The sequence below is a fragment of the Methylosinus sp. sav-2 genome (assembly GCF_004366495.1).
GTDB lineage: Bacteria > Pseudomonadota > Alphaproteobacteria > Rhizobiales > Beijerinckiaceae > Methylosinus.
In genome coordinates this window covers 1-21,020 of record NZ_SOEJ01000002.1, presented here as the reverse complement: position 1 = coordinate 21,020, position 21,020 = coordinate 1, and the positions used below count along the sequence as shown (strand labels likewise).

General features: G+C 65.5%; 17 protein-coding genes and 2 tRNA genes. 12 read left to right on the top strand and 7 right to left on the bottom strand.

The genetic code is table 11. From position 1 onward, the window contains the following. Nucleotides 1-101: 101 nt before the first annotated feature. A complete protein-coding gene (locus EDE12_RS06290) occupies nt 102-1,370 on the top strand; it encodes an alpha/beta hydrolase (RefSeq protein WP_024878775.1) in 1,269 nt (422 codons plus the stop codon). A gap of 3 nt (nt 1,371-1,373) precedes the next feature. Here EDE12_RS06290 and EDE12_RS06285 read toward each other — a convergent pair whose 3' ends face one another. Further along, nucleotides 1,374-2,066 carry an SDR family oxidoreductase gene (locus tag EDE12_RS06285; RefSeq protein WP_026597811.1) on the bottom strand — a complete coding sequence of 231 codons (693 nt, stop codon included), beginning with the start codon at nt 2,064-2,066 and terminating at the stop codon, nt 1,374-1,376. A 150-nt stretch (nt 2,067-2,216) separates the two neighbouring features. On the opposite strand from EDE12_RS06285, the gene EDE12_RS06280 reads away from it, so the two are divergent. Next, nucleotides 2,217-3,485, top strand: coding sequence for a DUF898 family protein (locus tag EDE12_RS06280; protein WP_026597810.1), 1,269 nt, complete (start codon nt 2,217-2,219; stop codon nt 3,483-3,485). 1 nt (nt 3,486) lies between these two features. Further along, nucleotides 3,487-4,605: a M48 family metallopeptidase gene (locus EDE12_RS06275; protein WP_024878772.1), complete on the top strand. Its 1,119-nt coding sequence runs from the start codon at nt 3,487-3,489 to the stop codon at nt 4,603-4,605. Nucleotides 4,606-4,623: 18 nt separating this feature from the next. Here EDE12_RS06275 and EDE12_RS06270 read toward each other — a convergent pair whose 3' ends face one another. Next, nucleotides 4,624-5,886 (bottom strand): GNAT family N-acetyltransferase, encoded by a 1,263-nt coding sequence (locus EDE12_RS06270; protein ID WP_024878771.1) that lies wholly within the window; start codon nt 5,884-5,886, stop codon nt 4,624-4,626. 328 nt (nt 5,887-6,214) lie between these two features. Here EDE12_RS06270 and dxs point away from each other — a divergent pair, with 328 nt between their 5' ends. Beyond that, nucleotides 6,215-8,146, top strand: a complete 1,932-nt coding sequence (gene dxs, locus EDE12_RS06265; protein WP_024878770.1) for a 1-deoxy-D-xylulose-5-phosphate synthase — start codon at nt 6,215-6,217, stop codon at nt 8,144-8,146. A 215-nt stretch (nt 8,147-8,361) separates the two neighbouring features. Here dxs and EDE12_RS06260 read toward each other — a convergent pair whose 3' ends face one another. Then, nucleotides 8,362-8,835 (bottom strand): hypothetical protein, encoded by a 474-nt coding sequence (locus EDE12_RS06260; RefSeq protein WP_026597809.1) that lies wholly within the window; start codon nt 8,833-8,835, stop codon nt 8,362-8,364. A gap of 166 nt (nt 8,836-9,001) precedes the next feature. Between EDE12_RS06260 and EDE12_RS06255 the strand changes: the two genes are divergently transcribed. Beyond that, nucleotides 9,002-10,177 (top strand): lytic murein transglycosylase, encoded by a 1,176-nt coding sequence (locus EDE12_RS06255; RefSeq protein WP_036290187.1) that lies wholly within the window; start codon nt 9,002-9,004, stop codon nt 10,175-10,177. A 4-nt stretch (nt 10,178-10,181) separates the two neighbouring features. Here EDE12_RS06255 and EDE12_RS06250 read toward each other — a convergent pair whose 3' ends face one another. Beyond that, entirely contained in the window at nt 10,182-10,814 is a 633-nt protein-coding gene (locus tag EDE12_RS06250) for an FMN-binding negative transcriptional regulator (RefSeq protein ID WP_026597807.1), read from the bottom strand. Nucleotides 10,815-10,844: 30 nt separating this feature from the next. Beyond that, on the bottom strand, nt 10,845-12,170 hold the full coding sequence (locus tag EDE12_RS06245; RefSeq protein ID WP_026597806.1) for a dihydroorotase: 1,326 nt from the start codon (nt 12,168-12,170) through the stop codon (nt 10,845-10,847). Nucleotides 12,171-12,353: 183 nt separating this feature from the next. Here EDE12_RS06245 and EDE12_RS06240 point away from each other — a divergent pair, with 183 nt between their 5' ends. Then, the gene (locus EDE12_RS06240; RefSeq protein WP_026597805.1) at nt 12,354-13,196 is read left to right on the top strand and encodes a folate-binding protein YgfZ; all 843 of its coding nucleotides are present in this window, start codon (nt 12,354-12,356) and stop codon (nt 13,194-13,196) included. Nucleotides 13,197-13,255: 59 nt separating this feature from the next. On the opposite strand, the gene EDE12_RS06235 is transcribed toward EDE12_RS06240, so the two are convergent. Beyond that, the gene (locus EDE12_RS06235; protein ID WP_026597804.1) at nt 13,256-13,834 is read right to left on the bottom strand and encodes a hypothetical protein; all 579 of its coding nucleotides are present in this window, start codon (nt 13,832-13,834) and stop codon (nt 13,256-13,258) included. Between the two features lie 185 nt (nt 13,835-14,019). Between EDE12_RS06235 and sppA the strand changes: the two genes are divergently transcribed. The 6 genes from sppA to EDE12_RS06205 all read left to right on the top strand — a co-directional run bounded on the left by sppA (nt 14,020) and on the right by EDE12_RS06205 (nt 20,248). Further along, the gene (gene sppA / locus EDE12_RS06230; protein ID WP_026597803.1) at nt 14,020-14,994 is read left to right on the top strand and encodes a signal peptide peptidase SppA; all 975 of its coding nucleotides are present in this window, start codon (nt 14,020-14,022) and stop codon (nt 14,992-14,994) included. A 43-nt stretch (nt 14,995-15,037) separates the two neighbouring features. Beyond that, complete coding sequence (gene ihfB / locus EDE12_RS06225) at nt 15,038-15,325, top strand: integration host factor subunit beta (RefSeq protein WP_018264144.1); 288 nt, start codon at nt 15,038-15,040, stop codon at nt 15,323-15,325. 36 nt (nt 15,326-15,361) lie between these two features. After that, a complete protein-coding gene (locus EDE12_RS06220) occupies nt 15,362-15,712 on the top strand; it encodes a LapA family protein (RefSeq protein WP_024878761.1) in 351 nt (116 codons plus the stop codon). An 83-nt stretch (nt 15,713-15,795) separates the two neighbouring features. After that, nucleotides 15,796-15,871, top strand: a tRNA-Thr gene (locus EDE12_RS06215). Nucleotides 15,872-16,445: 574 nt separating this feature from the next. Further along, nucleotides 16,446-18,761: a DUF1549 and DUF1553 domain-containing protein gene (locus tag EDE12_RS06210; RefSeq protein WP_026597802.1), complete on the top strand. Its 2,316-nt coding sequence runs from the start codon at nt 16,446-16,448 to the stop codon at nt 18,759-18,761. 38 nt (nt 18,762-18,799) lie between these two features. Next, complete coding sequence (locus EDE12_RS06205; protein ID WP_198029861.1) at nt 18,800-20,248, top strand: DUF1501 domain-containing protein; 1,449 nt, start codon at nt 18,800-18,802, stop codon at nt 20,246-20,248. 475 nt (nt 20,249-20,723) lie between these two features. Here EDE12_RS06205 and EDE12_RS06200 read toward each other — a convergent pair. Continuing rightward, nucleotides 20,724-20,800 (bottom strand) — tRNA-Met (locus EDE12_RS06200). Nucleotides 20,801-21,020: the final 220 nt, after the last annotated feature.

Here is a 21,020-nt window from a genome sequence, read left to right as displayed (position 1 = left end):
TCCCGATCGATCGTCGCCGCCGCTCCTCGGATGGGGAATGGAAGCGCGTGACTCGCCTCGGCCGGCGGTTTATTCCCGGGTGGGATCGGGAGCTTTGCCGAATGAGCCGCTTTTCGAAACGCGTTCGTCTTCCGTCGTTCGCCCTCTGCCTCGCCCTCGCGACGGGCGGCTGCGGCGGGCGCCCCCATGGCGTGCTGACCCCGCAGCCGCAAACGGCGGGGACGAGCCGCGTCGAATTGCTGGTCGCCACCACGCGCAGCGATCGCGGCGCAGAGCCGGGAGATCTCTTCACCGGCGAGCGTGGCAAAGGCCTCGCCTTCGCCGATATCGCCATCTCCATTCCGCCGGACGGCGCGCGCCAGATCGGCGAGGTGCAATGGCCCGACTCTTTGCCGGGCGACCCCTCCCGCGAATTCGTCACCCTCCGCGCCGATCTGCTCGGCCAGCAGGAGGCGGCGCGCCGCTTCGACGCGCGCATCGTCAAGACGCCCAAGCGTCAAGCTCTGGTCTTCGTCCACGGCTTCAACACGCTATTCGCCGAGGCGGTCTATCGCCTCGCGCAGATCGTCCATGATTCCGGCACGAGCGCGCTGCCGGTGCTGTTCACCTGGCCCTCGCGCGGCAAGCTGCTCGACTATGGCTATGACCATGAGAGCGCGAGCTATTCGCGCGACGCGCTGGAGCATGTGCTGCATATGCTCGCCAAGGACCCGTCCGTCGGCGAGATCTCGATACTGGCGCATTCCATGGGCAATTGGGTGACGCTGGAAGCGCTGCGCCAAATGGCGATCCGCGACCGCGGCCTCCCATCCAAGATCAAAAATGTGATGCTGGCCGCGCCCGACGTCGATTACGACGTGTTCTCGCGGCAGATCGCCGAGATCGACGAGCGTCGCGCCATCTTCACGCTCTTCGTCTCGCGCGAGGATGAGGCGCTGGCCGCTTCCCGCCGCGTGTGGGGCGACAAGGTGCGGCTCGGCGGCATCGATCCCGAGCGCGAGCCGTTCAAGGACGCTCTGGAGGAGCGGCGCTTCAAGGTCGTCGATCTCTCGACAGTGAAATCCGCCGACCCGCTCGGCCATGGCACATTCGCGCAATCGCCGGAGATCGTGCGCTCCATCGGCGCGCGGCTGGCGGAGGGCCAGACGCTCGCCGACAATCAGAATGGCGTGGGCGAGCGCCTGGGCCAGGTGGCGACCGGCGCAGCCTCGACCGTGGGGACGGCGGCGAGCGTCGCGGTCTCGACGCCCTTCGCCGTCATCGATCCGCGCACCCGCGAAAATCTCGGCGATCAGCTGCAGCGTCTCGGCGAGCAGATGAGCGACACCGCCTCCGCCGGAGCCGATGTCGTCTCACGCCCGCTGCATTGACAGCTACCAAGGAACGTCGAGGCCGCGATAATCGAGGAAGCGGCCCGTATCCGCACTGGTCAGCGCATCGAGCGTCCTTATGATTCCGCCCGCGCTCTCCTCGACGGAGAGATCGGCGTTCTTCCCGCCCATATCGGTGCGCACCCAGCCGGGACTGAGCGCGACGACCGTGACCTTCTCGCGCTTCAGATCATGGGCGAGACCTTGGGCGATCTTGTTCAGCGCCGCTTTGGCGGCGCGATAGGCGATGTTGGTGGAGCCCTCCATCGCCATGGAGCCGAGCCCGCTCGACATCAGCGCGATGCGCGGATTGTCGGCGCTCAGCATCAGCGGCAGAACGGCCTGAACGAGCCGCAGCGGCCCCAGCGTGTTGATGTCGAAGAGATCGAGCGCGCCAGGAAAATCCATGTCCAATGTCGATTGCGTCTGCGGCCCATAGGCGCCGGCGTTGCAGACGAGCACATCGAGCGGCTCCGCCAACTCGCGCGCGGCGGCGCGAATCCCCGCCTCGTCACGCTGGTCGAAGACTTGGATCGCAAAGCGCGCGCGATGACGCGCCACATCATGCTGCAGCCGCTCGCGCGCCTCGTCGCTGCGCACGGAAGCGTCGACATCGTCGCCGCGGGCGGCGAGCAGCGTCGCCAGCCCATGGCCAATGCCCCTATTGGCGCCCGAAATAAACCAATGCTCCGCCATCGGCCGCTCCTCTCCTCATCCCAACATGGGAATATCGCCGACATGCGAATATAACGCGCATCGGCCCCGATCGAAGCTTGCCGTCGCCTCATCCAGCTTATACTGTAGGGCGGTTACATAACGAAAACATTGCGAAAGGCGGATCGCGTCATGAGCGACATTTCCTTCGCGGACGATCACGTCGCCGCACGCTCTCCTACTGAGGCGGCGCCGGTCCCGGTCCTCTTTACCGGCGACAATGGCGCATTTCGCCGCCTGGTCACGCGCGGCGCGCTGCTGGAGCTGGTGACGGCGGGCTTCTATCGCTTCTGGCTCGCCACAAATATGCGCCGCTATCTCTGGTCGAGCACGGTCATCGGCGGCGATGCGCTGGAATATGTCGGCACGGCGCGCGAGCTTTTGTTCGGCTTCTTCTTCGCGCTCGCCATTCTCGCGCCCGTCTATATCGCCTATATCGTCGTCGGCTTCGAGGCGGAGCGGCAAAAGGCTTTCGCCTCGCTGCCGCTGGGCCTGTTCTTCGTAGCCTTCGGCCAGTTCGCCATCTATCGCGCGCGGCGCTATCGGCTCAACCGCAGCGGCTGGCGCGGCCTGCGTTTCGGCATGGGTGGCTCCGGCCTCGCCTATATGTTCCGCGCCATCGGCTGGGGACTACTGATCGCGCTCACGCTCGGCCTCGCCCTGCCCTGGGCAGAGGCGGCGCTCGAGCGCTATAAGATGCGCCACACCTATTATGGCGCGCTGGAGGGCGACTTCGTCGGCCGCGGCGGCGATTTCTTCAAGCGCGGCTGGTGGATCTGGACGGTCTCGCTGGCCTATCCGATTCTCCTCTACCTCCTCGCCCGCTCGTCCCAGCACGCCGGCGTGTCCGCGGGCGATGGAAGCGGCCGCACCATGGTGAACAATTCCAATGCGACGGGGCTGCTCGTCACCCTCGGCGTCATCGTCGCCTTTCTCCTGTATCCGTCGCTCTACGCCGCCTTCAAAGGCGCGCAATGGCGTTGGTGGCTCGGCGGGCTGCGCCTCGGCGGAATTCGCCTCGAGAGCAAGCTCGAGACGACAAAGCTGCTGACGAATTACTACGCTCTGTTCGCCATCGTCGTCGGCGTGACCCTCGTCGCAATCGTTCTCGCGATCGTGGCGGCCAGGATCACCGGCTTTCAGGGCGCCGTCGCCCCGGGAGCGGCGCCGCATATTCCCATTGGGACAATGACCGCCTGGATCGGCGTCTATGTCGCGACCTTTCTCGCGATCGGCGTCGCCTCGCGCATCTTTCTCACGCAGCGCGTCTGGAAGATCGTGGCGAGCTCCGTGCGCGTTCACGGCCTCGAGGCCGCCGAGGATGTCGCGACGCGCGCCAGCGTCGCGCCGAGCGCGATCGGCGAGGGTTTCGCCGATAGTCTCGACATCGTCGGCTTCTGACATGAGCGCGGAGCCGCAGCCGGAAGCCCTGGACGACGAGGCCGTCATATTCTTCGACGGCTGGAGCAGCCGCAAGCGGCGCGTCGCGCTGCGCTTCGGCGCGACGTTGGAGATCGTCCAGAATGGCGCGACGCTCGCGTCCTGGCCCTATGACGATATTCGCCGCATCGACTCGCCGATCTTCGCCCTGCGGCGCGAGACGGCGGCGGGCGAGCTGGCGCGGCTGGAATTGCACGATCCGCGCCTCCACGATGAGATCATCGCGCGCTGCCCCTTTCTCAGCGGCAAGACGCGCCCCGGCGCAAATCGCGCGATCGTCTATTGGTCGCTGGCCGCGACGACGAGCTTCGTCGCGCTGATCTGGTTCGGCATTCCATTCGCGGCCGATCGCATCGCGCCGCTCGTGCCTTATTCCTTCGAGCGGCGGATCGGCGAGGCGGCGGAGGCGCAATTGCGCAGCATCTTTTCCGCCGAGCCCTGCGGCGGCGCGAAAGGCGCCGGGGCGCTCACGCGATTGTCCGAGCGGCTGCAATCGGCCGCCGCGCTGGAGGAGCCAGCGCGCATAGAAGTGCTGCGATCCGCCATTCCCAATGCGCTCGCGTTGCCCGGCGGCAAGATCTATGTGTTCTCGGGATTGCTGACCCGCGCGGAGACGCCGGACGAGGTCGCCGGCGTCGTCGCCCATGAGATCGGCCATCTCAAACATCGCGACTCCATGCGCAAGCTCATCACCACGGGCGGAACCTCCTATCTCATCGGCCTGCTGTTCGGCGATATGACCGGCGCCGGCGCGCTGGTCTTCGCCAGCAAGGCGCTGATCGGCGCCGCCCATTCGCGCGAGGCGGAGGCGCAGGCCGACTCCTTCGCCGCCGATCTGATGGCGCGGCTCGGACGCCCGGCCAAGCCGCTCGGCAATCTGCTGACGCGCATCTCCGGCTCGGAGAATGGCGCCTTCGGCCTGCTGCACGATCATCCGCTGACCGCCGATCGCCTCGCGGCGCTCGCCGCCGCCGACAAAGGCGAGCGCGGGCCGCCGCTGCTCGACGCCGAGAATTGGGCGGCGCTGAAGGCGATCTGCAAGCAAGAGGCGAGCGAGACGAAAGACGCGATCACGCCGTGAGACACGGCGCGCGGCCGCTCACCGCTTGCGGTTCAGCACGCGGTGATAGAGCGTCTTCGCCGCCTCGCGCAGACGCCGCCGCCAGACTTCCTTGGCGTGCGCCTCGGCGAATTGCGTGACGCCGTCGGTCTTCGCCTGCACCATCAGATCGCAGACGACGAGACGATCGGGCCAGCAGCGCTCGATCATATAATGGCCAGGGATGGCGCAAGAATCGGTGATCGCCATATCGGCGCGCTCCGATTGCGTCTCGGTGATGGCGTAGACGAGCTGCACGCCGGGCGCCTGGGCGCGCAGGCTCTCGTCATAGGCGATCTTCCAGAAATAGGAGCGCGCGCCGCTCTCGATGACGACGCCCATGGCGATCGGCTTGCCGGCGAGCTCGAGGCTGTGAATGCGAATCTTGCCCTCGCGCGCCAGCAGACGGGTCGCGCTGCGCACGAAAGTGGCGAGCGAGGGATGGCCGAGCAGCGCGCCGCGCTCGGCCTTCCAGCCGCTGGCCTCGAGCGCGAGAAAATCCTCCGTTGCGCGGGGAATGTCGGCCGGCGTCGAATAGATGACGCGCTTCAGCTCGCCGGCCTCCTCCAGCCGACGGCGGCGGCGGCGCATCTCGCTCAGCGCCTTGCGCGAGGAGGTGCGCGTCCACACCTCCTCCGGATCGCCTCCGGCGAGCAGAGCGGCGCGCTCATGCCGATCGAGCACGCGCCAGTCGCGCCCGGTGGCGCGCGCGGCGCGGGTGAAGGCGGCGAAGACCGGCCCGCTCATCGGCGTCTTGGGAATGAGCACTGCGCCCGCGCCGAAGCGGCTGCCGGCGAACCAGTCGAGAATGGCGGCGGCCGCCTCCTCCGCGCATTCGCGATCGAGCAGCGGGGTCGCCAGCGCGGCCTGCTTGTGCAGCCAGCCGCGCGCCGTCGCCGCGCCGAGCGAGAAGCCGGGCGCGACGATGGGAAACAGCGCGACCAGCCGCCGCGCGCCCCCCTGCGCGCCCGCCTGCCGCCACACGGTGACGAAGACCGGACGCGATTTCGCCGGAAAATGCCGCGCCGCCGGCAGCGCGAAGCCGGGCTCCAAAAACCCATTGGGCTCGATGGCGCGCGACACGAGCTCGGCCCAATCGCGAACATGCTCGCTCATCCGCTCGACTCCGAGCGCCTCCGTCTCCAGCGAACCGTTCGTCATGACGCCTTCGCGGCGAGCCGCGCTCTGCTCGGAGGCTCTCGAAGGGCCGGGAAGGCTGCCCAGAAACGCCGTCCTATTGATCCAAAATGGCGTGGTGGCCATGATTCGCCCCTCGTCGCTTGTCAGTTTCGCCCAGGTCCGACGCCATTGCGAGACGAATCACGTCGACTGCGCCGGACGTTTCAAGAGCGAGGCCACCGAAGCGGGTCGCCGCCGCTCCGAGCCTGTGGGAAATTTGTCACATGAGAGATAAATATTTGGGGAACAAAGGGATCGGAAGAGAGACCGTGCTGCTGCGTGGTTGCGCGCGCGCTTCCTCCCGTGCCAGAGTGACACTGCCGAGGTCCGGCATTTGCCGGATGTGGCGGACCCGCTATATGAGATCACCTGCGGTCGAGTCCCTCGGCCCGTCCAGACCAGAGTAGGCGCTTTGACGACTTCGAAGACCCCCCTTCTCGACCGGATCGAAACGCCGCAGGATCTGCGCAAGCTGCAGCCCGGCCAGCTCCGCCAGCTGGCCGATGAATTGCGCCGCGAGACCATAGACGCGGTTTCCGTCACCGGCGGGCATTTGGGCGCCGGGCTCGGCGTCGTCGAGCTCACCGTCGCGCTGCATTACGTCTTCGATACGCCGAACGACAAGATCGTCTGGGACGTCGGCCATCAGACCTATCCGCACAAGATTCTGACCGGCCGCCGCGAGCGCATTCGCACGCTGCGCCAGGGCAAGGGGCTCGCCGGCTTCACCAAGCGCGCCGAGAGCGAATACGACGCCTTTGGCGCCGGCCATTCCTCCACCTCTATCTCGGCCGGCCTCGGCATGGCGGTGGCGCGCGATCTCTCCGGCGGCGCCAATCACGTCGTCGCGGTGATCGGCGACAGCGCCATTTCGGCGGGCATGGCCTATGAGGCGATGAACAACGCCGGCGCGCTCGACTCCCGCCTCATCGTCATTCTCAACGACAATGACATGTCGATCGCGCCGCCGACCGGCGCCATGTCGGCCTATCTCGCCCGGCTCGTTTCCGGCGGCGCCTTCCGCACCTTGCGCGAGACGGCCAAGCAGCTCGCCCGCCATCTGCCGCATTTCCTCTATGAGAAAGCGCGCAAGGCGGAGGAATTCTCCCGCAGCTTCATCACCGGCGGCGGGACGATGTTCGAGGAGCTCGGCTTCTATTACGTCGGGCCGATCGACGGACATAATCTCGAGCATCTCCTGCCTGTGCTGACCAATGTGCGCGACAAGGACGACGGCCCGGTGCTGGTTCATGTCGTTACCCAAAAGGGCAAGGGCTATGGCCCGGCCGAGGCCGCGGCGGACCGCTATCACGGCGTCAATCGTTTCGACGTGCTGACCGGCGCGCAGGACAAGCCCAAGGCCAACGCGCCCTCCTACACCAGCGTCTTCGCCAAGACCCTGGTGGCGGAGGCCGAGCGCGACGACAAGATCGTCGCCATCACTGCCGCAATGCCGGCCGGCACCGGCCTCGACCTGTTCGAGAAGGCCTTCCCGGACCGAATGTTCGACGTGGCCATCGCCGAGCAGCATGCCGTGACCTTCGCCGCCGGCCTCGCCTGCGAGGGCTATAAGCCCTTCTGCGCGCTCTATTCCACCTTCTTGCAGCGCGGCTACGACCAGCTTGTGCATGATGTCGCGATCCAGCATCTGCCGGTGCGTTTCGCAATCGACCGCGCCGGCCTCGTCGGCGCCGACGGCCCCACTCACGCGGGCGCTTTCGACATCGCCTATCTCGCCTGCCTGCCCGGCATGGTGATCATGTCGCCTTCGGACGAGGCCGAGCTGGTCCATATGGTGGCGACCTCCGCCGCCTTCGACGAAGGCCCGATCGCTTTCCGCTATCCGCGCGGCGAGGGCGTCGGCGTCGAGCTGCCTCAGCGTGGCGAGGTACTGGAGATCGGCCGCGGCCGCGTGATCCGCGAAGGCTCGAAAGTGGCGATCCTCTCGCTCGGCACGCGGCTCGCCGATGCGCTGACGGCGGCCAAGGAGCTGACCGGCCGCGGCATTTCGACAACGGTCGCGGACGCCCGCTTCGCCAAGCCGATCGACCGCGATCTGCTGCTGCGCCTCGCGGCCAATCACGAGGTCCTCATCACGATCGAGGAAGGCTCGATCGGCGGCTTCGGCTCGCAGGCGTTCCAAGTCCTGTCGGAGCATGGCGCGCTGGACGGCGCGCGCGGGACGTTCAAATTCCGCTCTATGATCCTGCCCGATCTCTATATCGACCATGACAAGCAGGACGTGATGCTCGCCCGCGCCGGCCTCGACGCCCGCGCCATAGTGGCCAAGGCCCTGGAGGCGCTCGGCGACGAGCGCGGCGCCGCCCGCGCGCTGATCGCGTGATCCGCCGAATCTGACGGCGCGACGTCCTTCTCCCGCGCGCGGGAGAAGGTGGCCCGGCGAAGCCGGGTCGGATGAGGGTCCATCAGGACGCCTGAAATCTCGTCGCAATCAGAGTCGATGAAGTCCTCCGCCCCTTCTGGACGCGCCCTCATCCGACCCCGCATCGCGGGGCCACCTTCTCCCACGAGTGGGAGAAGGAGATTTCCGCACTTTTTCTACTGCTTGTAGACCACGCCGTCGGGACCCTTCCAGCCGTCGCCGTCGGCGTAGAAGCGATATTCCTCATCGAAAACGATCGTCTCGCCGGGGGCGATATATTGCTTGCCCTTGGGATCGCTATTGCGCGGCGCGGTCACATAATGCTTGCTCGGCGAGCAGCCCTCCGGAAACTTGCCGGCGTCATCCGGCTTGCATTCGAGATTGGCGCCGTCGGGAAACTGCACCGAGGCGTTGAAGAACAGCTCGAATCCCTTCTCGCCGGTCGCATGCATCTCCAGACGCTCGGTCATCGTCTGCTTGAAGGAGAGGATTTTTCCGGGCTTGTCGAAGCGCTGCTTCAGCAGATTGTCGAAAATCTGCCGCGCATTGGCTTCGGTCGGATCGGGACAGCCGAACCAGCAGATGGCGGCGGCGTGGTCGATGGTGAGCGGCGCGATGGCGAGCGTCAGCGCGAGCAGTCTCGAAAGCATGGGGTTCCTCTTTTTGTCTGGTGTCGCGCCGAATTCGGGCCGGGCGCTGTCGCCGCCCGTCTCCCCGCGGGCTTGGGCCTCAAATTAGCCGATCTCCGCGCCGAAATGAACCGAAACGGACGATCGCGGCAACGAAGCAGTAACCATAGGTTCCTAGCATCCGATCATGAAGATCACGCATAAGCTCCCGGCGGTCATCGCCCTTCTCCTCTGCGCCGCGCCAGCGCGGGCCGATTTCGCCTCCTGCCTCGCCGGCCTGCGCCATGCGGCGGCCGGCGCCGGCGTCTCGCAGCGCGTCATCGACAGCGCGACCAATGGGCTCGAGCCCAATGACGCGCCGAGCTTCATGGACAAGCAGCCCGAGTTCAAGACGCCGATCTGGGATTATATCGCAGGCCTCGTCGATGAGGAGCGCGTCGAGGAAGGCCGCGCCATGATGCAGCGCCACGCCTCCGCCCTGCATGCGGCGGAGCAGCGTTACGGCGTCGATCCGGCGACGGTGGTCGCGGTCTGGGGCGTCGAATCGGATTTCGGCAAGAATTTCGGCAAGCGCAGCGTGGTGCAATCGCTGGCGACGCTCGTCTGCGAGGCGCCGCGCCGCAACGACTATTTCAAAGGCGAGTTCATCGCCGCGCTGAAGATTTTGCAGAGCGGCGACATTGCGCCGGAGGAGTTCAACGGCTCCTGGGCCGGCGCCTTCGGCCATACGCAATTCATGCCCTCCACCTTCCTCTCCACGGCGGTCGATCTCGACGGCGACGGTCGGCGCAACATCGCCAGCTCGGCAGCCGATTCGCTCGGCAGCACGGCGAATTTCCTGCGCAAGGCCGGCTGGCGGCCGGGTCTGCGCTGGGGCTTCGAGGTGAATGTGCCTTCGGGCTATAGCGGTCCCTCCGGCCGCACGACAAGGCAGCCAATGTCGGCCTGGGCGTCGCGCGGGATCACGCGGCTCGACGGCGGCGGATTGGGCGAAGGCCAAGCGGCTCTGCTGCTGCCCGCCGGCCGCAACGGCCCGGCCTTTCTGGTGACGCACAATTTCGACGCCATCTATTCCTACAACGCCGCCGAATCTTACGCGCTGGCGATCGCCGTGCTGTCGGACCAGCTGCGCGGGCGACCGGGCATTCAAGCGCCCTGGCCGACCGACGATCCGGGCCTCTCCCGCGCCGAGCGCCGCGAGATGCAGGCGCTGCTCAACCGCCAGGGCTATGCCGTGGGCGAGCCGGACGGCGTGATCGGAACCAAGACGAAGGAAGCCATCGCCGACTTCCAGGGCCGCGCGGGGCTGAAGGCGGATGGCCGGGCGGGCAAGAAGACGCTGGACGCGCTGCGGGGACGCTGAAGCCTCAGGCCTTCCGATCCAGCGCCTCTATCGCCTTCGCCATTCGCCCGGCGGCCTCGCCGCCCTCCGCCTCGAGCCCAGCGACCACGCCGGCGCGATCGGCGGCGTTGCGATTCTGGCTGAGCTTGCGCTTCGCCTCTATGCGCGTGATCGACAGCTCTATCCCGACGATCGCTGTCATGATCGCATCGATAAAAGCATCCGGCGCATCCTCGAGCGCCCAGGGCGCGGGCCGCGCCGATTCGTGACGCGCCGTCAAATCGCGCAGCAAAGCGCGAATCCAATTCGCATCCTCGATCGCGCGCAGGCGGCCATAGACATGGACCGCCTCGTAATTCCATGTCGGCACGACCTTTCCGGTCTCGCGCTTCGTCGCATACCAGGAGGGCGTCACATAATGGTCGAGGCCGGTGAAGATCGCCAGCGCCTCGCTGGCGGGATCGAAATCCCGCCACAGCGGATTGGCGCGCGCGACATGCGCGCGCAGCACATTGGCCTCAGCGTCGAAGAGAAACGGAATGTGATCGGCGACGATCACGCCATTCACGATCCGCGTGAGCGCGCCGAGCGGATGCGCGTCGATAAGGGCGGCGATCGTCTCGAAATGCTGCTCGTGGAATAGGTCTGGCAGATACATTTCACGTTCTCGACAAAGAACTGCCGCCAGTCACAACGCCTGCTGAAACCGTATCGGCGCGCCGCGCGAGGGCGAGACCAGCTCGCCCTCCCACATCACCCGCGCGCCGCGAATGATCGCGCCCACCGGCCAGCCCGTGACCTCCACGCCGTCATAGGGCGTCCAGCCGCAGCGCGAGGCGATCCAGTCATTGCGGATGGTCTCGCGGCGCTTCAGATCGACGACGGTCAGATCGGCGTCATAGCCCACGGCGACGCGGCCTTTGCCGGCGAGGCCGAACAGCCGCGCCGGCCCGGCGCTGGTGAGGTCCACGAAGCGCTGCAGAGTGAGCCGGCCGGCGTTCACATGGTCCAGCATCGTCGGCACCAGAGTCTGCACACCGGTCATGCCGGACGGACTCTCTGGATAGGGCTTGGCCTTCTCCTCGAGCGTATGCGGCGCATGGTCGGAGCCGAGCACATCGACGATCCCCTGCGTCACGCCCCGCCAAATCCCCTCGCGATGGCGCGCGTCACGCACCGGCGGATTCATCTGCACCAGCGTGCCGAGCCGCAAATAGTCTTGCGCATCGAGGGTGAGATGATGCGGCGTCGCCTCGACGCTGGCGATATCCTTGTGACTGGCGAGAAATTCGATCTCCTCGGCCGTCGATATATGCAGCACATGCACCAGCGCGCCCTTCTCACGGGCGATGCGCAGCAGCCGCTCGGTGGAACGCAGCGCGGTGATCTCGTCGCGCCAGACCGGATGCGAGGTCGGATCGCCCGGAATGCGCAGCGGCTTGCGCTCCTCCAGGCGATATTCGTCCTCGCTGTGGAAAGCGGCGCGGCGGCGCGTCTTGGAGAGAATCTCGCCGACGCCGGCGTCGTCGGCGACCAGCAGGGAGCCGGTGGACGAGCCCATGAACACTTTTATGCCCGCCGCGCCGGGCAGGCGCTCGAGCTCGGGGATATCCTTCGCATTCTCATGCGTGCCGCCGACCCAAAAGGCGAAATCGCAATGGGCGCGGCCCGAGGCGCGCGCCACCTTGTCCGCGAGCTCGGCGGCGCCGGTGGTCAGCGGCTTGGTGTTGGGCATTTCGAAAACCGCCACGACGCCGCCGAGGACGGCGGCGCGCGTTCCGGTCTCCAAATCTTCCTTATGGGTGGGGCCGGGCTCGCGAAAATGCACCTGCGTGTCGATGACGCCCGGCAATATGTGAAGGCCCGCGCAATCGATCCGCTCGCCGGCGGAGGCTTGCGAAAGATCGCCGATCTCGGCGATCTTGCCGTCGCGCAGCCCGACGTCGCGCGGAGCGACGCCATCCTGATTGACGAGCGTCCCGCCGGCGAGAATCATGTCATAGGTCTTGGGCATGGCTGGCGCCTCGCTTGCAGGTGTCGCCCGGACTGTGGAAATTTCGACGCGAACGGGGCGTCGCCCTCTCGAGACGATCTAGCGCAGATTGGCGCGGGCCGGAACCCGCTCCGCGCTGGGAGAAGAGCTTGGCGGCGAGAGCAGCCTGTCGGTTCGCCGACCTCATTTGGAGCACATCGGACAATGACCAGCGCCACACTTCTCTCGGATCGAGGCGTCGTCGAGGTCGCAGGCCCCGACGCCGCCAAATATTTGCACGGCATTCTCACGCAGAATGTGAAGACCATCGAGGCGGGCGAGCTGCGCTTTGCGGCGCTGCTCACGCCGCAGGGCAAGATCATCGTCGATTTCTTCATCTTCGCCCGCGTCGGCGAGGAAGGGCTCGTGCTGCTGCTCGATTGCGCGTCCAATATGGTGGAGACGCTGCTCGACCGTCTGAAATTCTACAAGCTGCGCGCCGCCGTGACGATCACCGACCGCAGCGCCGATTACGCCAGCGTCGCCTTCCCGGAGGCGACCGCCAAGCCGGCGATCGACGCCATCGCCCTCGCGGCGGACCCCCGCGCGGAAAGCCTCGGCTGGCGCGGCCTCGTCACGCGCGAGATCGCCGGAACGCTCGCCACCGCGCCGCGCGACGCCTATGACGCCAAGCGCATCGCCGCCGCCGCGCCCGAGGGCGGCCTCGATTTCGTCTATGGCGACGCCTTCCCGCATGAGGCGAATATGGATCGCCTCGCCGGCGTCGATTTCAAGAAAGGCTGCTTCCTCGGCCAGGAGGTGGTCTCGCGCATGAAGCATCGCGGCCCGGTGCGGAAGCGCGTCGCGACTTTCCACGCCGAGGGCGCGGCCCCGGCGCCGGGCACGACGATCAAGGCCGGCGAGGTGGAAATCGGCGTCACCGGCTCGGCCGTGGGCGGCGAAGGTCTGGCGCTGATCCGTCTCGACCGGCTGGCCGACGCCAAGGCCGGCGGCTCCACGCCGCTCGCCAATGGCGTGCCGCTGGAATTCACCGTGGTGGAAGGCTGAGAGGCGACAGGGGCGCATCCACCCTCCCCTCCAGGGAGAGGTAGAAGCGCCCGCCGCCGTCAGGCGGCCTGCCTCTTCTTCATCGCGACATAGCCGAAACGTCCGCCGACGCCCGCCACCAGCAGGCCGAAAAAGACGTAGGCATAGAATTCCGTATTGTCGATCAGCCCCACGGTGAAATGGTGGCGGCCGACGAACGCCTTCGCGCCATCGTCGCTCGACAGCCGGGCGTAGAGCGCATATTTGCCCGCCGTCTGAATATTGACGTCGAAATTGACCATGCCATTGCGAAACTTCTGCAATGGCACGCGCAGCACAGTGTCGCTCTCGGCCGGCTCGCCATCGCCTTCGACATCCCGAACGACCCGAATATCCCAATTCATCTCGCGCAGCTCGGCGTCCGGCGCGTCCAGCGCGATCACCGTCGCGCCGGTGTCGGGAAGCACGTCGCAGACGCGATCTATGTTCTTCTTGGGCTGCATGGCGACGAATTTCATCGCCTTGCCGTCGCCGAGCGCCACGGGGCACTCGGGATCATAATAATGCCAGCCGGCCGCCTTCGCCGCAGGGGCGGAAAAAGCGGCGCCGGCGAGGGCGAGCACGACAGCGAGACGCGAACAAAGGCGAGGCGAGACCAATTTCCCTATGCTCCCCGAGGCTTCCGATCTGCGGAGAAACTGCAATTTTTTATGCGATTTTGCAATTCGAACGATAGAGCCGTGCGAATGCGCGCGGCCGTTTCCCTCCCGGCGATTCCCTCGCGGCGCGAAACAGGCTAGTCTCGCGCCCGTCGCGCCCCTTTCTGTCGAGCCCGAGCCCCGGCATGTCGCTTCCCAATGAATATCTGATCGATCGTCGCCGCCTTCGCCGCAAGCTCGGCTATTGGCGCGTTCTGGCCGTGATCGCCGTCGCCCTCGCCGGCCTCGCGGCCTTTGCGCGATTCGGCGAGGGCGGGCCGAGCCCGGCCGCCAAGCTGTCGCCCCATATCGCCCGCCTGTCGATCAGCGGCCTCATCACTGGCGACAAGGCGACGCTCGATCTCATCAAATCGATCGGCGAATCACATGCGAGCGCCGTGCTGCTGAATATCGACAGCCCCGGCGGCACCACGACCGGCTCCGAGAAGCTCCATGACGAGCTGCGCCGCCTCGCCGAGAAAAAGCCCATGGTCGCCGTCGTCGGGACGCTCGCCGCCTCCGGCGCCTATATCGCCGCCATCGCCTCCGACGAGATTTTCGCGCAAGGCAATTCGATCGTCGGCTCGATCGGCGTGCTGTTCCAATTCCCCAATGTCTCGCGCCTGCTCGACACGGTGGGCGTGAAGGTGGAGGAGGTGAAATCCTCCCCGCTGAAGGCCGCGCCCAATGGGCTGGAGCCGACCAGCGACGCCGCGCGCGAGGCCATCGCCGCGCTCGTCACCGATTCCTACGACTGGTTCAAGCAGCTGGTGAAGGACCGCCGCAAGCTCACCGACGAGGAGCTCGCCAAGGTCTCGGACGGCCGCGTCTTCACCGGCCGCCAGAGCCTGCCGCTGAAGCTCATCGACAAGCTCGGCGGCGAGCGCGAGGCGATCGAATGGCTGGAAGCCAATAAGGGCGTCGCCAAGAAGCTGCCGGTGCGCGACTGGAAAGAAAAGAGCACGCTGGAAAAGCTCGGCCTCGTCGATTCGATGGCGCCCATGTCGCGGACGCTGGGACTTTCGGCCTTCGCCGACGCGCTGGAGCGCGCCGGCCTTCTCGCGCAGCAGGGGCTGCTTGACGGTATGGTTGCGATTTGGCACGCTCCCATGCCCGATTGAGGCTCCGATCGATGCGGTCACGTCGGTAGAACTGGAACGTCGCATGATCAAATCCGAACTCATCCAAAGAATTGCCGCCCGCAATGGACATCTCTATCAGCGCGACGTCGAGACGATCGTCAGCACGATTCTCGACGAGATCACACTGGCGCTCGCGCGCGGCGACCGGGTCGAGCTGCGCGGCTTCGGCGCCTTTTCCGTGAAACGGCGAGAGGCCCGAACGGGTCGCAATCCGCGCACCGGCGAGCAAGTCTCGGTGGAGGAGAAATCCGTGCCCTTCTTCAAGACGGGCAAGGAAATGCGCGAGCGGCTGAACGACGCCCACGGCTGACCTTCGATAGGGCAGCGGACGAAGTAGGAAGGTGACATGAGATCGGTTCTGCGCATTCTCGTCTTTGTTCCGCTGGCGCTGGTGTTCTTATATTTCGCGGTGGCGAATCGCGGGCCGGTGAAGATTTTCCTCGACCCGTTTCCGGGCGCGGGCGAGAGCGGGCCGTCTTTCGAGGCGCCGCTCTATCTCGTGGTTCTGGCGGCGATCGCGCTGGGCGTGCTGGCGGGCGGCCTGTCGTCCTGGGTGGCGCATGGCCGCTATCGCCGCGCCGCCAAGGCCGCGCGCGCCGACGCCAAAAAGGCCCGTTCCGAGGCGGATCAGCTGCGCGGCCAGGCGCTGGCGAGCCTTTCGCCCGCCCCTAACCGCTCTTCGCGCAACGACCTTTGACGAACAAGCCCGAGGCGCTTGAAAAACCCATTCGGCGCCGCTAAGAGGAACGCCTCGGACGAGCCACGGCCCGTCCAGGGAATGCCGCAATAGCTCAGCTGGTAGAGCACATCATTCGTAATGATGGGGTCGGGGGTTCGAATCCCTCTTGCGGCACCAATATTTCCAGGCTTCGAGCCTCGCGCCATCCCCTCGAAAATACCTGTCCCGGCCCGAGAGCCCCGTGATAGCCGGCTCAGGCGCGTCGCGGACCTCCCTTGATCGAGAAGATCGTCGCGATCGCCGTCGAATCGACGCCGTCATTATCGCGTGATTCGCGAATCCGTGGTCGTCGCGCGTCCCCGGCCTGCCGCACACTGGTCGAGATCGGAGGATTTTCTCTGCCGCATCCTGCTCCAGGCGATCACGCGCGCAGCTCATCACCGGCGGCTGTCGAGCGAGAGGGATGACATCGCCTCCGAAGCGCGCTCACATCTCGATCGAGATGACGACGCATCGGCCGCAGACAGAAGACACCCGTGCTTTCCGGTGGGTTTTATAGGAGCTTATCGACGAGGCTATTTTGACAGTCACGTAATTGCACATTTTTGATATTCAGCGCTTGTTAAAAACATATCATCCTAGTAGGAATATGTATCCGGCCAATCGAGGGCTCGATCCCCTCGCCGGCCGTTGGTCCGAGGCGTCTGTCGGGACCACATCGCCGAGACGAATTGCCGTTGGGGGTGACGAAATGAAAAAACCACTGAAGCATGTGTTGTTGGCGCTGATGCTCGGCGCGTCCACGGCGACGATCGCCATCGCGGCGGATGTCGCGCCTGCGGCGGGTCCGGCGCGTTCGAGCGGCGCGTCGCGTCCGCACTGGGCCTATCAGCCAGTGCAGCGTCCGGCGATCCCGGAGGTGGAACGCAAAGCATGGGTGCGCTCGCCGATCGACTCTTTCCTTCTCGCGAAGATCGAAGCGGCGAAGCTCTCCCCGTCGCAGGACGCAGACCGCACGGCTTTCATTCGCCGCGCAACGCTGGACGTCTCGGGCCTCATTCCCGAACCAGAGGATGTCGCCGCTTTCGTCAACGACGCCTCGCCCGACGCTTATGAGAAGCTCATCGATCAGCTGCTGGCCTCACCGCGCTATGGCGAGCGGCAGGCGCGCCGTTGGCTGGACCTCGCGCGCTATGCGGATAGCGCGGGCTTTCAGAATGATGTGACGCGCCCCAATTTCTTCCGCTATCGCGATTACGTCGTCCAGTCCTTCAATGAGGACAAGCCCTATTCGCGCTTCATTCAGGAGCAGATCGCCGCGGACGAAATCGCGCCCGGCGATCAGAAAGCGCTGGTCGCCACCGGCTTCCTGGCGAGCTACACCGATAATCCCAATGCGCGCGACCTCATCGGCCGCAAATATCAGATCACGACCGACATCACCGACACGATCGGAACGGCGATCCTCGGCACGACGGTCGGCTGCGCGCGCTGCCACAATCACAAGTCCGACAAGATCACGCAGAAAGATTATTTCTCGCTGCAGGCCTTTTTCGCCAATACGGCCTTCGACGAAAAAATCCCCGCCGCCAAGGGCGAGCAGGAGATCGCCTATGAGAAGGCGCTCGCCAAATACGAGACTGCGGCCAAGGATATTCTGGACAAGCAGAAGGCGATCATCGCGCAGATTCGCGACAAGGCCTCCAGCTTCTACAAGGAGCGCTACAATCCCGACGCGCGCGCCTCGATCTTCAAGCCGAAATCCGAGTGGAACGCGCTCGACCGTTGGGTCAATTATCGGGCGGATGTTGTCACCGATCAGCCGGCGCTGGCCAATTATCTGCGCGACATCGCCAATGATGCGCAGAGCCCCGACCATACGCCCGAGGCGGTGGCGAAATGGGCCGAATATCAAAAGCTGACGGAAGAGCTGAAGAAATTCGAGAAGCTCAAGCCGACGCGCGGCGCAGACACATTCACCGCAGCGACCGAGCTCGGACATTCCGATTCTCCGCCCACCTATGTCTACTTCGGCGGCAATCACGAACGTCCGCTCGACGAGGTGCAGCCGGCCTTCCCCGAGGCTTTCGCCAATGGCGAGACCCCTGCGATCACGCCGACGGCCGCCTCCTCCGGCCGCCGGACGGCGCTCGCCAATTGGCTCACCAGCCCGAGCAATCCCTTGACCGCGCGCGTTTTCGTGAATCGCGTCTGGAACGAATATTTCGGCAAGGGCATCGTCGGCACGGTCAGCGATTTCGGCAAGGCCGGCGACAAGCCGACCAATCCAGAGCTGCTCGACTATCTCGCCAATAGCTTCGTCGACGGCGGCTGGAGCATCAAAAAGCTGCACCGCGAGATTCTCTTGTCGAGCGCCTATCGGCAATCTTCCGCGCATCGTGACGATGTCGCCGCCGTCGATCCGGAGAATAAGCTGCTCGCCGTCTTCCCGCGCAAGCGGCTCGACGCCGAGCAGATTCGCGATTCCTTCCTGCAGGCGTCCGGCCGTCTCGAGGGCGCGATCGGCGGTCCGGCGGTGTATCCGCCGCTGCCGGCCAATCTCAATGTCGGCCCGGCTTGGGAGGCGTCCAATGATCCGCACGAGATCAATCGGCGCAGCCTCTATATTTTCGCGCGGCGGAGCGTTCCCTATCCGCTGCTCGAGACCTTCGACCTCAACAATCCACAGCAGGCGCACAGCAAGCGCGACGTCACCACGACGCCGCTGCAAGCGCTGACGCTCGTCAATAATGATCTCGTCTTCCAATGGTCGCAGGCGCTCGCCGGCCGCGTCATTCGCGAGGCCGGCGCCGACGAGGGCGCGCGCTTGGAACGGCTCTATCAGATCCTGTTCTCACGCAGCCCCGACGCATACGAGAAATCGCTGCTCCAGGCCTTTCTCGACGAGCATGAGAAGCTCATCGGAGCCAAGCCCTCCGACGGCAAATTCTCGATCGCCGTGCCGACCGGAAAAGACGTGAGCACGACCAATCCGATCCGCGCGTCCGCCTTCGTCGACCTCGTGCATACGGTCGCGAATTCCAATGAGTTCATCTACCGCTTCTGACAATCGCATCGATCATCTGGAAGAAAAGGAACGTCATCATGAGCAAGACGCGTCGAGAATGGCTGTTCAACGCCGGGTATGGCCTCGGCGGTGTGGCGCTGAACGGCTTCATGCCGGGCGGCGGCGTGTTCTCGGTTCCGCTCGCCCAGGCGGCGGCGACCTTCGTCGATCCACTGACGAAGAAGGCTCCGCATTTCGCTCCCAAGGTGAAATCGGTAATCTGGTTGCATATGGACGGCGCGCCGAGCACGCTCGATCTCTATGACTATAAGCCCGAGCTGGTGCGCCTCGCCGGCCAGGAGGTTCCCGAGTCCTTCCTGAAAGGGCTCCAGGTCACCACCTCCGGCGGCGCCGGCAAGCTCTTCGCCTCCAAGCGCACATGGAAGCAATATGGCCAGAGCGGCGCGTGGTTCTCGGACCTGCTGCCCAACCTCGCGCAGCACGCCGACAAGATCACCTTCGTCAAGTCGAGCGTCACTGTCGGCGCGACGCATGACATATCGATCCTGAAGCTCAACACCGGCGACGTCACGCCCGGCCGTCCGTCGCTCGGCGCCTGGATCACCTATGCGCTCGGCTCCGCCAATCCCGATCTGCCGCCCTATGTCGTGCTCTATAGCGGCAAGCGCGAGCCGCGCGGCGGCTCGGTGAATTGGAGCTCCGGCTTCCTGCCGGCGGTCTATCAGGGAACGGCCTTCCGTCCCGGCGCGTCGCCGATCCTCAATCTCGACAAGCCGGAGCTGATCGCCGCGGCTCAGCAGCGCGACAATCTCGATCTGCTGCGCAAGCTCAATGAGCACAAGTCCGGCGAGCAGCCGTCCGACACCGAGCTGCAGGCGCGCACGCGCTCCTATGAGCTCGCCTATCGCATGGAGACCTCGGCGCCGGAAGCCGTCGATCTCTCCAAGGAGACGGCGGCCACCAAGGCGCTCTATGGTCTCGATAATGACGCCACCAAGGACTACGGCACGGCGCTGCTGCGCGCGCGTCGTCTGGTCGAGCGCGGCGTGCGTTTCATCCAGGTCGTCTCTGGCTCCGTCGACGGCATCAGCGACGACAATAAGAACTGGGACGCGCATCGCAAGCTCGAGGAGAATCACGGCGCCAACACCCGGGCGATCGACAAGCCGATCGCCGGCCTGCTGGCCGATCTCGCGTCGCGCGGGCTGCTGGACGAGACGCTGATCGTTTGGACGTCGGAATTCGGCCGCACCTCCTATGGCCAGAGCGGCGACGGCCGCGATCATAACCCCTGGGGCTATACGCAGTGGCTCGCGGGCGGCGGCTTGAAGCACGGCCTCACCTATGGCGCCACCGATGAGATCGGCCTGAAGACCGTCGAGAATCCGGTCGACACCTATGATCTGCATGCGACCGTGCTGCAGCTGCTCGGCCTCGATCATCTGAAAACGGTCTATCTGCGCGCCGGCCGCGCCGAGCGTCCGACGGTGGTCTATGGCAAGGTGGTCGGCGATCTCCTCGCCTGACGATCGCCCTTCGACGGAAAAATGCGCCCGCCCCAGAACCAGGGGCGGGCGTCATTGTTTCCCGCGTCAATGGCCCGCGTAAGAACGGCGCGAGTCGTGAGATACGGGGAACGCGTGGAAGTCTGTGGCGGCGGCCCGTTCGATCGCCCAGGCGTCGACAACAGCGTTTCGGCGAATCATCGAGGCAAATGCTCACGATTCCTTCCGACCCTTCGGCCGAGGTTGAGCATTATCTTCGTGCCTGCGGCGCCATCCCGCAGCGGCACGCCTTCAGCGGCCCCTATCATTGAAGCACAAGACGAGGGCGAAGCTGCTGTGCTCGCGAGCGCAGCAACCCTTCGGACAGTGAATGAGGAGGGCAAGGACGCGATCGCCGGCAGACGAGAGGGAGGACGCCTCATGGCCACAACGAGCGCCGCAGCATTCCGCGGCGCGCTCGGGAAGGCGTGCTCAGCTTTGCTTATTTAGGAGTTCTTGGTTGCGGGGACAGGATTTGAACCTGTGACCTTCAGGTTATGAGCCTGACGAGCTACCGGGCTGCTCCACCCCGCGCCAAGGACGACGGCCCTCTTGTGGGAGAGGGCTCGAAGACGAGAAAGGGGAGTAGCGAAAGGCGAATAGAAACCGTCTACTCGCTCTTCGCTACTCCCCATTCGCGCATCGTAGATAAGGAAACTTTTTGCCCTTTGCAGGCCTGGCGACGACCTACTCTCCCAGGTCTTGAGACATAGTACCATTGGCGCTGAAGCGTTTGACGGCCGAGTTCGGGATG